The sequence below is a fragment of the Rhodoferax sp. genome, assembly GCF_044236835.1.
Lineage (GTDB): Bacteria > Pseudomonadota > Gammaproteobacteria > Burkholderiales > Burkholderiaceae_C > Allorhodoferax.
The window spans coordinates 15964-27078 of sequence record NZ_JBIIGC010000025.1; the positions used below are offsets into that span (position 1 = coordinate 15964).

The following is an 11115-nucleotide window of genomic DNA, read 5'->3' on the forward strand; positions in this document are numbered from 1 at the left end:
CGTCTGCTACATCCCCCAACGCAGCGCCGCCGTATGCACCGGCGCATCCCAGAGCACCAAAAACTCAGGGGTAGCCGCCGTGACCGTAATCGAGCAGCCCGCCATTTCCAGTGATGTGACATACGAACCTGTGAGGTAGCGCACCACCTTCACGCCGCTTTTTTCCAGCACAGCGCGGGCTGCGTTCACCATCAGGTACAGCTCCAGCAATGGTGTACCGCCAAAACCATTGACCAGCAAAATGACTTCTTGGCCGGCACCCAAAGCGAGGTCCTTGAGCACCGCGCCGGTGAGTTCCTGCGCAATCTCGTCGGCAGTTGCCAACGGCACCCGGCGCCGCCCGGGCTCACCGTGAATGCCCACGCCGATCTCCATCTCATGCATGCCAATCTGAAAAGTTGGCTTGCCCGCAGCCGGTACCGTGCAGGAAGTCAGAGCCACGCCCATAGACGCTGTCGCCTTATTGACCGCGTTACCCAGCGCCAGCAGTTGCGCAAGGTTGTCGCCACGCTCGGCTGCTGCGCCGAGTATTTTTTCGATGATGACGGTCCCGGCCACGCCGCGCCGTCCTGTGGTGTAAGTGGAGTCCTCCACCGCCACGTCGTCGTTGACGATGACGACCGCGTTTTCTTGGTCGAGCATGTCCGAGGCCATCTGGAAATTCATCCGGTCACCGGAGTAATTTTTAACGATGAAAAGCACGCCAGCACCACCGTCCACCGCCTGCGCCGCGTCGAGCATCTGGTTGGGTGTGGGGGACGTAAAGATCTGTCCCGGACAGGCGGCGTCCAGCATGCCGTGTCCGACAAAGCCGGCATGCAGCGGCTCATGGCCGGTACCTCCGCCCGAAATCAGCGCCACTTTGCCGGGCTTGGTGCGCTTGCGGCGCACGAATTCCCGGTCGACCCCCAGCGCCACAATATCTGCGTGCGCAGCTGCAAAGCCGTCAAGCGATTCCGCCAAGACGGTATCGACGTTGTTCATCAAATTTTTCATAAGTCATCCAGCAGTTGATTAAGCGTTGGTGGGTGGAGCAGATTCAAGCCCGCTGCAGGCTCTGGCACACCGAGCCGATGATCAGGGCCATAGAGCGCGAGCCAGGGTCCACATGGCCCTTGGCACGATCCCCCAGAAACGAGGAGCGTCCGCGCGTGGCGTCCATGTGGGCGGTGGCTTGGGCGCTGTCGTGGGCACATTGGCCCACGCGTGCGAGCAAGTCAGGGCCACCGGCTGCCAGCATTTTTTGCACCGGGTCCAGTACGTCGAGCAAGGTCTTTTGGCCTACTTCGGCCTTGCCCAGGCGGGTCAACGCCTCAATGCCCAAACGCAGCGCTTTGGCCATATCCTCTGCTGAGGCCTGCTCGGGCAGTTCCTTGCCCAGGGTCATTAAGAGCGTGCCAAACACCGGGCCGGAGGAACCGCCGATCACTGCGACGCAGGTCTTGCCCATGAGTTTCAAGGCATCGTTGAGCGTCATGGCCTGCAGCTCCGGCAGCCTGGCTTGAATTGCCTGGGCGCCGCGCTTCATGTTCAGCCCGTGATCGCCGTCGCCAATAGCCTGGTCGAGGGCGGTCAATTCCTCCAAGTGATCAACCAGCGTCTGGGTGGCGCTTTGAATCATGTCGTTCAATGGCATGTCGATGTTCCTATTGATAGCGGTCAAGCCCTTACCCTTTGGTCTGACGCATCAAACCAAAGGCATTGCGTAAACTGAATTTGTACCTCCTGACCAGCGTGCGCCACATGCGCTGGGCTGCAGGAGACGATGATTTCCGGGGCACGGTCTTTCAGGCGCAAGTGCACCAGGTACTGGTCGCTCAAACGCTCCAAGCGCTGCACCACGGCCGAGACACTGTCTGGCGTTGCGCTATTTGCCGGGCCAATTTTTAGGTGCTCGGCACGCACGCCAATGGTTTGTACGCCATCAGGTGCGGGCAGCTGCGGCACGTCAGAACGCGCCAGCAGATTGATGCGGGGCGATCCCAGGCGGCTGGCAACCGCTACCGTGTCCGGGTCCTGATAGACCTGTTGTGGCGTACCAAGTTGCACCAGTCGACCGTGGTCCAACACACCGATGCGATTGGCCAGGGTGAGTGCCTCGACCTGGTCGTGGGTGACATACAGCATGGTGGCCCCGGTGTCCTGCTGAATGCGCTTGAGCTCCAAGCGCAAGTCATTGCGCAGCCTGGCATCCAGCGACGACAGCGGCTCATCCATCAAGTAAACAGAAGGGTTGCGCACCAAGGCCCGGCCGATGGCCACCCGCTGCATTTGCCCCCCCGATAGCCGGGTCGCTGGGTTTTGCAGCTTGTCTTCCATGCGCAGCATGCGTGCCACCTCCAGCACCTTAGCTCGAACCGCGTCCTCGCTGATCTTACGCAGCGGTGAGCGCAGGGGAAACGCCAAGTTGTCGTACACGTTGAGGTGCGGATAAAGCGAATACTGCTGGAACACAAAGGTCACGTCCCGCAGGGCCGGCGCCATGGTCGTGACATCGCGGCCATCAATCCACACTGCTCCCGCGTCGGGTTTTTCCAATCCGGCCACCAAGCGCAAGGTGGTTGTTTTGCCAGCACCGCTGGGGCCCAGCAGCACCACGAACTCGCCACTGGCAATGTCAATATTCAAGTCTCTGACTGCCGCCTGCGAACCAAAGTTCTTGCTTACGCCTGTGAGTTTGAGATCAGCCATGGGCGGCCTTTCGGGTTCCGATGGCTTCGACAGCAAGGTCATCGCGCGCGGTACGAATGGCCCGCCCGCTGGCTTGATCAAACAGCGTCATTTCGGAGGCATCCAGTTCCAACCCGACTTGATCGCCGCGCACCGCCCTGATGTCGACATCGACCTTGGCGCGCACGACGCAGTTCAGCGCGGTATTCAGGGTAATGACCTGGCAATTTCCTAGGTATTCCACACCGACCACTTCGGCGCGCAAGGGCGCATCGCTGGCGAGGCGAATGTGCTCTGGCCGCACGCCATACAGAAGCTGGCGTTGGCTGACGTCATCGCAAACGGCAGGCATGTCCACTGCGACAGAACCCAGTTGGATGCTGGTGGCACCCCGCGCCAATGCCGTGTGGGTAGGAATGAAGTTCATCGAAGGGGAGCCCATAAAGTCGGCCACGAAAACACTGGCCGGGCGCTCATAGATTTCCTGCGGCGCACCGAGTTGCTCGATCACACCTTGGTTCATGATGGCAATCTTGTCGGCCATGGACATGGCTTCGCGCTGGTCGTGTGTGACGTAGACCGTGGTGGCGTGCAAGCGGTCGTGCAGGGCGCGCAGTTCCTGGCACATCAGTTCGCGGAATTCGGCATCCAGCGCGCCCAGCGGCTCATCCATCATGAAGGCCATGGGCTGACGCACAATGGCCCGCCCCAGTGCAACGCGCTGGCGGTCACCGCTGGTCAGACCGGAGACCGACATGTTCAGCAAGTGGCTGATATGCAGGGTGTTGGCGGCCTGCGCAACACGCTCGGCAATTTCGACGCGCGGCATGCCTTGCGAGACCAGCGGGAAGGCAATGTTCTGCCGTACCGACATATGCGGGTAGAGCGCAAACATCTGGAACACAAAGGCGATGTCACGCGCCGAGGCTCGCTTGAATGTGACATCTTCATCGCCGAGGAAAATCTGACCGGAGGTGGGTAGTTCCAAACCGGCAATCATGCGCAAAGTCGTGGTCTTGCCGCAGCCGGAGGGACCCAGCAGGCAGAAGAACTCACCGTCATTCACGACAAAGGAGGAGTCCTTGACGGCAGTGAACTCGGCGAAGGCCTTGTTCAGGTTTTGAATGCGTATCTCAGCCATGGTGCTACTCGGGGAACTTGGAGACCACCATGAACATGACGGTGCCCACCAGCATGGTGACGAATGACCAGGTGTAGAGGACCAGCGCAAAAGGCTGTAGAAGCATCAGAATGCCAAGGCCGATGATGGCGCAAGCCACCAGTTCCAGGGTGTTGCGGCGCAGCCAGCGGGGCCACTTACTTGTTTGCTTTTGCACCGGGTTGAGGGCTTGGGGCATGGTGAAACTTTCGCTTTATTTGCGCACGGCGCCAAACGTGATTCCGCGCAACAAGTGTTTGCGCAAGAGCACGGTGAACACCAGAATCGGCACCAGAAACAAGGTGGTACCAGCGGCTACGGCGGGCCAGTCCATGCCCCCTTCGCCGATGATGATGGGAATGAAAGGCGGCGCGGTTTGCGCTTCGCCCGAGGTCAGCAGTACCGCAAAGGCGTATTCATTCCAGGCAAAGATCAAGCAGAAAATGGCAGTTGCCACAATGCCGGTGGTTGCCTGAGGCAGCACCACTTTGCGAAACGCTTGCAGGCGGGTGTAGCCATCGACCATCGCAGCCTCTTCGTACTCACGCGGAATTTCGTCAATAAAACCCTTGAGTAGCCAGACCGAGAGCGACACATTGACTGCGCTGTACAGCAAGATCATGCCCAGCCGGGTGTCGGACAAACCCAGCTCACGGTACATCAGGTAGATAGGTATTGCCACCGCGATGGGCGGCATCATGCGGGTGGACAAAATGAAGAACAGCAAGTCGTCCTTCAGCGGCACTTTGAAGCGCGAGAAAGCGTAGGCTGCCATCACACCAAAACCAACCGACAGCACGGTGGAGCCAAAGGCAATGATCAACGAGTTGGTAAAGCGAGGAGCGAAGTTGGAAGGGCCGGCCACCACCATCTGCTGGCTGCGCGCAATTTCTTCGCAGTTGCTGGCTGCCGGTGGCAGGCTGGCAATGTACTCGGGGGTCTGGCGCGAGCGTGTGGTGAACAGGTTGCAGTAGCCCTCCACCGAGGGACTGAAGATCACTTTGGGCGGGTAGCTGATCGCGTCCGCCGGTGTTTTGAAGCCGGTCATGATGATCCATACCAGCGGAATCATCGTCACCAGTGCATAAAACACCACCAGCACGCCGGCCACCCAGCGGGTTTGTGACGAAGGTTCTACGACCGAGTGGGCAGTACTTATGCCTTTGCGCATAATAGGTTACCGGTTCTTGATGTGGTTGAGGGCTTTGACATAGATGTTTGCCAGGCCGAACACGGCGACAAACAAAATGATGGCAAAGGCCGATGAATAACCGGTACGCCATTTCTCGAACGCCTCGCGCTTGAGCGTGATGGACGCCACCTCGGTGGTGGAGCCTGGGCCACCGGAAGTCAGCAGGTTCACCATGTCAAACATCTTGAAGTTTTCGATGCCCCTGAACAGAACCGCAAGCATGATGAAAGGCAGCACCATCGGCAGGGTGATGGACCAGAACTGGCGCCACTTGGACGCGCGGTCGACTTCCGCTGCTTCGTAGATGTAGTCCGGAATCGAGCGCAGTCCGGCCAAGCAAATCAGCATCACGTACGGAGTCCACATCCAGGTGTCCACCAGAATAATGGCCCACGGTGCCAGCGGTACCTCCCCCAGCATGGAGAAGGAAGAAGGCGACACACCGGTCAGGGCAGCAACTACGGCGTTGAACAAGCCGGTTTGTGGCTGGTAGAGAAAGGCCCAGAAGTTACCCACCACTGCGGGCGACAGCATCATGGGGATCAGGATGAGCGTGGTCCAGAAACCGTGGCCACGAAACTTGCGGTCAATCAGGAAAGCCAGCGTAAAGCCGATCAGGGTTTGCAGCGCAATCGTCCAGAACACAAAGTGTGCCGTGGTTTGCATGGCGGCCCAAATGTCGGGGTCGGTCAGTATCGTGACGTAGTTTTCGATACCCAGATCCGTCACCGCAGCGTTGGGCCGGTTCGCACGGTAGTTGGTAAAAGACAGCTTGACGGTCCAGATCAAGGGAAAGATATTGATGGCCAGCAGCAAAAGCATGGTCGGGCCAATGAATATCCAGGCGATGGAGCGGTCAGACAGGCCGCGCAGTTGGCTGGCCACTGGCATCGGCGTGGCGCGCGCGAGGCGGTCCACCAAAGGTGTTTGAACTGACATAGCGTTCCAGCCAATCAAGGTTCGTGTGGATGAACCCGCTCTGCGCCAGCTGCGCAGAGCGGGAACACTTTCGGATGCAGGAGAACCAAGTAGGACTTACTTGATCTTGCCGTCGTCCTTGAAGACCTTCTTCCAGTCAGCTACCAAGCCGTCGAGGGCTTCTTTGGCGGTGCCTTTGTCGGCCACCACGAAGTCATGCACGCGCTTTTGCTGGGCCAACATCAGCTGCGCATACGACGGCTCGGCCCAGAAGTCCACGACCTGGTTCATCGATTCTTGGAATGCAGCCGCGTAGGGCGCGCTCTTCAGATAGCCGGGGTCTTTGAGCACCGCGTTGTGGGCCGATGAGCCTCCAATGGCCTGCCATTTTTTCTGCACTTCGGGGTTCGCAAACCACTTGATGTAGGCCAGCGCTTCATTGCGATTGGGCGAGTAAGACACCACCGAGATGCCCTGACCACCCAACTGCACGCCCTTGGCTTTGTCTGATGGGTTCACAAAGTAGCCGATCTTGGCGCCGCCCACATTGGGGTCTTTGTCAAGACCTGGGAAGAAGGCGAACCAGTTCATCATCATGGCCACCTGACCGGACTTGAACGCGTCCAGGCCTTCGCCCATATAGGAGTTGGTCAGGCCGGGAGGCGTGCTGCCTTTGTAGAGAGACTTGTAAAACTCAAGTGCCCTGACCGAATCCGGCGAGTTGACGAATCCGTCTAGTGCATAGGGCTTCTTGGGGTCTTGGTACTTGAAGCCGAAGGGATAGAACACGTTGCTCACACCCATGGTGATACCTTCGGAGCCTCGCTCGGTAAAGATGTACGCGCCGTAAACCTTCTTGCCGTCAATCATGCGACCCTGGAAGAACTCGGACACTTGCTTGAATTCCGTCCAAGTTTTGGGTGGTGCCAAATCGCGGTTGTGTTTTTTCTTGAACTCAGCCTGAATGTCAGGCTTGGCAAACCAATCTTTGCGGTAGGTCCAGCCCAACGCATCGGCCATTGCGGGCAGCGCCCAGTAGTTGGGCGTGTTCTTGGGCCACTCCGCATAACCAACGACCGTGGCCGGCGCAAAGTCGGTCATCTTGATGCCTTCTTTGGCGAAGAAGTCATTGAGCTTCACGTAGTGACCGCTCTCTGCAGCGCCGCCAATCCATTGGCTGTCGCCAATGATCAAATCGCACAGCTTGCCTTTCGAGTTGAGCTCATTGAGCATGCGGTCTGCAAAATTAGGCCATGGCACGAATTCGAACTTCATCTTGACCTTGCTCTGCGCCGTAAAGTCCTTGGACAACTCGACCAAGGCGTTTGCCGGGTCCCACGCAGCCCAGCACAAAGTGATGGTCTTTTCCTGGGCTTGGGCGACGGTACTGCCCAGCCCCATGGTTGCGGCCAGTGCCACTGACGCTAGCGCCGGCAGCTTGTTGAAAATCTTCTTCATGTAACGCTCTCCTCGAAAGTATTAAAAAACAGTCACACACACCAACACACCCGGCTACCGTTTCAATGCAGGTTTTCGGCAGTCAAGATTTCTACGCGTGGCTGCGCCACGCTTTGCACTCCACGCACGTTTTCACACAGTCCGCGCAAGACGCGCGCCGCAGTGAGAACGCAATAGTGAACATCTTGATGGAGCACATACGCCAGACTTCCATCGATCAACATGGACTGGTGTGCCGCAGTGAGGTCGTGCGCAATGAGCGGCACGCTTTGGCGTAGTCCCGCTTGCGCAAGCGCCTGCGCCAAACCCGCGCTGGCAAGGCCTACGCAATACAGCCCACTCAAGCGGGACAGGTCGATACCGCTTGCAAGGTAGTCGGCCAACGCCTTGCAGGCACCTTCGTCGTCAGACGGAATATCGGCCAGTCGAACCACCGACAGATCAGGAAAACGCTCTTCAACCACCTGGGAAAAACCAATGCGCCGCTCTATCTCGCCAGACATGCGGGTGGTCTGGGACGCCAGCAAAAGCTGGGTGCCTTGCTGCTGGCACGCCATTCGCCCCAGCAGCAAACCGGCCGTTCGACCCGCGGCGCGGTTGTCGGCACCGATAAATGCCTGGCGCATGGAGCCAGCCACGTCCGTAAACAGTGTTGCTACATGCACGCCGGCACGCACATGGTCATTGATCGCCAGTTTGATGGCAGGCACATCCGGCGCCACGAGCACGATCGCATCACAGTCGGTCACACGGGAGAGTTCGAGTGCGAAATGTGCCGGGTCTTCGGCCGAGAATCGATAGGTCAGTTCAGTGATCTGCTGATGACGAAAATCACCGGCAGTTTGCGCGATATGCCGTTCTAGGTCATCCAGAAATGGTGAGTTTCCTTCTGGCAAGACATAGGCGAATTTGAAGTTGCCTTTGCTGCGCGGCCTGCCGCGGACGATGCTCGGCGCACCCAGGGCATGGATGGCGTCAAGAACCTTGCGCTCAGTCTCCACATTCACACCTGATCGCCCGTTGAGCACGCGGTCCACCGTGGCAGTTCCAACGCCTGCGTTTCGGGCAATTTCGGCAATAGTGACGGGCGAAGACATTGCGGATTGATGTAGTGTTGATGTTCAGTTTATGTACATCAACAATTAAATCAATCAGGGTTTTTACCATCCAGTTTGACACAGCCGTTTTGGCTTCCATGCTGCCTCAGGATGGCTGACCGCTCCGCTGGCGCAACCCATGCGCCCAGGGTTCAACCCATGGAATGCAGACCCACCATATTGCCCTCGGTGTCCTCCACCAAGGCCATGAAGCCGTGCTCGCCGATGGAGGTTTTTTCCCTAAACACCTTGCCGCCGTGCGCCGCGGCGCGTGCCGCTTCGACCGCGCAATCGTCACAGGAAAAGTACACCAGCGTGCTGCCGCCAGACGGCAGCCCCGGCATGTGCACCAAGGCGCCGGACGCGCCGTAGCTCTCCATGGAAGACGGGAAGGCCCACATCTCCATCCCCGGAAAACTCTCGGCCGACGGATTCGTCAGCGCGGTGAGTTTTCCGTCGAACACGGCCTCGTAAAACGCAATCGCGCGCGGCATGTCCTGCACATAAATTTCAAACCAGCCAATAGGGTTGCTCTTCATGGTGGGCTCCTTGGGTGAATGGAACTGCAATGCTAAAAGCGGAGTTGCCCGCCCGCAAGCTTCGCCATCGCGAAGGTGCTCAGCAGGACGCGGCCGACGGCGCGCATCCCTGCGAAGGCCCAGGCTTGGCGCAGCGCACGCGGTGTTACTATCGTATTACCCGCAAGGAGCCTGCCATGCCCGCCACCACCTCGCTCAAGTTGCCTGACGCCTTGAAAGCCACCATCGCCAAGGTTGCCGCATTCGAAGGCAAAACCGCCCACGCGCTGATGGTGGACACACTGCAATCCGCCATGGACGATGCCGTGGTGCGCCAGCAGTGGTATGCCGATGGCGAAACGTCTTACCAAGACAGCTTGCGCAGCAACGCCGTCTACCGCAGTGCAGACGTCAAGGCTTACATCACCGAGCGCGTCCGAAGCACCCCAACCCCGAGCAAACCCAAGCAACCCAACGCACACGCCTTGCATGCAGCAAAGCCCTCCGCCGTCGCAAAAAAATGAGCGGGCGCGCAGCGCATGGCTGAACTTGTCTACGCCGCGCACGCGCTGGCCGACCTGGAGCGCCTAAGCGACTTTTTACGCGAGTCCGACCCAGCAGCTGCGCAAGACACCGTTGCGCTCATATTTCAAGCGCTGGAGATTCTGGAACAGCACCCCGAGATCGGCCGCAAGGTTCCTTTCGGGCAGCGCGAACTGGTGATCTCCAGAGGGAAAACCGGCTACCTGGCGCTGTACCGCTACCTGCCCCACAGCGACCGCGTGCTGGTGCTTGCGGTGCGGCACCAACGGGAATCGGGATACCATTCGGAGCATACGCACTTACACACATAAACACCCAAACACTGGAAGCATCATGGAATCTGTTCGTTGGAACATTGCCGTATCACCCGACACTGACCAGTCTGTTCGTATGTTTATTGCCGCCCAAGGGGGGGGCCGCAAAGGAGACCTGTCGCGCTTTATCGAAGAAGCGGTGCGCTCCTACTTGCTTGAGAAAGCGGTAGGCCAAGCCAAGACCAGCGCCCGTGGCATGCAGGAATCCGAGCTTACGGAGCTGATCGACGAAGCGGTGCAATGGGCGCGTGGGCACTGATGCGGGTCATCCTAGACACGAACGTTTTGCTTGGATCGCTGATATCTCCCTACGGCGCGCCCGACAGGATTTACCGCGCCTGGCGTGCAGCAAAGTTTGAGTTGGTGACGTCCACCGCGCAGTTGGAAGAATTGCGGCGCGTGAGCCGCTACCCAAAACTCAAATCCTTGTTACCAGCCCACCGGGTGGGCACGATGGTGAACAACATGCAGGGCGCCATTTTGCTGGGTGCTTTGCCAGCGTTGCCAGATGGCATAGAACCTAAGGACCCCGATGATGCCTTCTTGCTTGCAATGGCCCTTGCAGCTGATGTGGACTATCTGGTGACCGGCGACCGGCGCGCCGGGTTGTTGCAGCTGGGCAGTTTCGGGCGCACGCGCATGGTGAATCCGACGGCTTTTTGTGCGCAGGCGCTCTGAGCCAGCGGGCAGTGCGAGAAAAAGGCGGCACGTGTCGGTGCTGGCACCGCCCAATTCATCGCCGGGCGCAGGCTAGACAAGCTCAGCGGGATCGCTAATCGCGCCACTTGAACGCATGTATTTCATGAGGAGCTTGTGCAGTCCGCCAATTAGCGCTTGGGGAATGCGGCGCAAACCAAATCAGCACAATCTGGTTCGACCACAGAACATGAAATACCGCCGCACAAATGACCAATCAATCAACACAAGGGTCCTTAATTGATCTGGGACGCAAGCCGATGCGACCATCTGAAGGTGGAGACGACGCCCAGGCAACCTTCGAGGCGTTTGCACAGGGTTCGTCCGTCGAGACCACCTGGGACGAGTCCTCCAATCAGGACCACGTTCTGTGCGTCGTCCGTGAAGCCCAGGCTCGCCAACCTCTTGATGAGCACCTTGTCTACGGGTGAGACCTCGAAGTCGAAGCCGGCGAGGTCCCGGTGAATCGGGAAGCGTGCAGCCTTCATCTGGTGGGCAATGGAGCGCACGTGCCGATCCACGTCTTCGGCCTGCAGCAGGTGTTCGATCA

General features: G+C 58.8%; 14 protein-coding genes and 1 pseudogene. 4 read left to right on the plus strand and 11 right to left on the minus strand.

Translation table 11 applies throughout. From position 1 onward, the window contains the following. Nucleotides 1-6: 6 nt before the first annotated feature. The 10 genes from dhaK to ACILRC_RS14055 all read right to left on the minus strand — a co-directional run bounded on the left by dhaK (nt 7) and on the right by ACILRC_RS14055 (nt 9033). Nucleotides 7-996: a dihydroxyacetone kinase subunit DhaK gene (dhaK, locus tag ACILRC_RS14010; RefSeq protein WP_395669996.1), complete on the minus strand. Its 990-nt coding sequence runs from the start codon at nt 994-996 to the stop codon at nt 7-9. A 43-nt stretch (nt 997-1039) separates the two neighbouring features. Continuing rightward, nucleotides 1040-1636, minus strand: coding sequence for a dihydroxyacetone kinase subunit DhaL (gene dhaL, locus ACILRC_RS14015; protein WP_395669997.1), 597 nt, complete (start codon nt 1634-1636; stop codon nt 1040-1042). 23 nt (nt 1637-1659) lie between these two features. Next, complete coding sequence (locus ACILRC_RS14020; protein ID WP_395669998.1) at nt 1660-2691, minus strand: ABC transporter ATP-binding protein; 1032 nt, start codon at nt 2689-2691, stop codon at nt 1660-1662. After that, a complete protein-coding gene (locus ACILRC_RS14025; RefSeq protein WP_395669999.1) occupies nt 2684-3811 on the minus strand; it encodes an ABC transporter ATP-binding protein in 1128 nt (375 codons plus the stop codon). Before ACILRC_RS14025 ends, ACILRC_RS14020 begins: the two co-directional genes overlap by 8 nt. Before the next feature lie 4 nt (nt 3812-3815). Further along, nucleotides 3816-4028, minus strand: a complete 213-nt coding sequence (locus ACILRC_RS14030) for a hypothetical protein (protein WP_395670000.1) — start codon at nt 4026-4028, stop codon at nt 3816-3818. A 15-nt stretch (nt 4029-4043) separates the two neighbouring features. Continuing rightward, nucleotides 4044-5000 carry a carbohydrate ABC transporter permease gene (locus tag ACILRC_RS14035; protein ID WP_395670001.1) on the minus strand — a complete coding sequence of 319 codons (957 nt, stop codon included), beginning with the start codon at nt 4998-5000 and terminating at the stop codon, nt 4044-4046. A gap of 6 nt (nt 5001-5006) precedes the next feature. Then, a complete protein-coding gene (locus ACILRC_RS14040; RefSeq protein ID WP_395670009.1) occupies nt 5007-5912 on the minus strand; it encodes a carbohydrate ABC transporter permease in 906 nt (301 codons plus the stop codon). Between the two features lie 144 nt (nt 5913-6056). Beyond that, on the minus strand, nt 6057-7397 hold the full coding sequence (locus ACILRC_RS14045) for an ABC transporter substrate-binding protein (RefSeq protein ID WP_395670002.1): 1341 nt from the start codon (nt 7395-7397) through the stop codon (nt 6057-6059). 62 nt (nt 7398-7459) lie between these two features. After that, entirely contained in the window at nt 7460-8494 is a 1035-nt protein-coding gene (locus ACILRC_RS14050; protein WP_395670003.1) for a LacI family DNA-binding transcriptional regulator, read from the minus strand. A 152-nt stretch (nt 8495-8646) separates the two neighbouring features. Then, nucleotides 8647-9033, minus strand: a complete 387-nt coding sequence (locus tag ACILRC_RS14055) for a VOC family protein (protein WP_395670004.1) — start codon at nt 9031-9033, stop codon at nt 8647-8649. Nucleotides 9034-9209: 176 nt separating this feature from the next. Between ACILRC_RS14055 and ACILRC_RS14060 the strand changes: the two genes are divergently transcribed. From ACILRC_RS14060 to ACILRC_RS14075, 4 genes are read left to right on the plus strand one after another with little or no spacing between them, the layout of a single operon-like run. Beyond that, nucleotides 9210-9536 carry a hypothetical protein gene (locus ACILRC_RS14060; protein ID WP_395670005.1) on the plus strand — a complete coding sequence of 109 codons (327 nt, stop codon included), beginning with the start codon at nt 9210-9212 and terminating at the stop codon, nt 9534-9536. Nucleotides 9537-9551: 15 nt separating this feature from the next. Continuing rightward, a complete protein-coding gene (locus ACILRC_RS14065; protein ID WP_395670006.1) occupies nt 9552-9866 on the plus strand; it encodes a type II toxin-antitoxin system RelE/ParE family toxin in 315 nt (104 codons plus the stop codon). Between the two features lie 22 nt (nt 9867-9888). Beyond that, the gene (locus tag ACILRC_RS14070; protein WP_395670007.1) at nt 9889-10128 is read left to right on the plus strand and encodes a ribbon-helix-helix domain-containing protein; all 240 of its coding nucleotides are present in this window, start codon (nt 9889-9891) and stop codon (nt 10126-10128) included. Then, nucleotides 10128-10547 carry a putative toxin-antitoxin system toxin component, PIN family gene (locus ACILRC_RS14075; RefSeq protein WP_395670010.1) on the plus strand — a complete coding sequence of 140 codons (420 nt, stop codon included), beginning with the start codon at nt 10128-10130 and terminating at the stop codon, nt 10545-10547. The genes ACILRC_RS14070 and ACILRC_RS14075 overlap by 1 nt, the downstream gene beginning before the upstream one ends. 302 nt (nt 10548-10849) lie before the next feature. Here ACILRC_RS14075 and ACILRC_RS14080 read toward each other — a convergent pair. After that, nucleotides 10850-11115, minus strand: a pseudogene (locus tag ACILRC_RS14080) (ATP-binding protein); the annotation flags it as partial.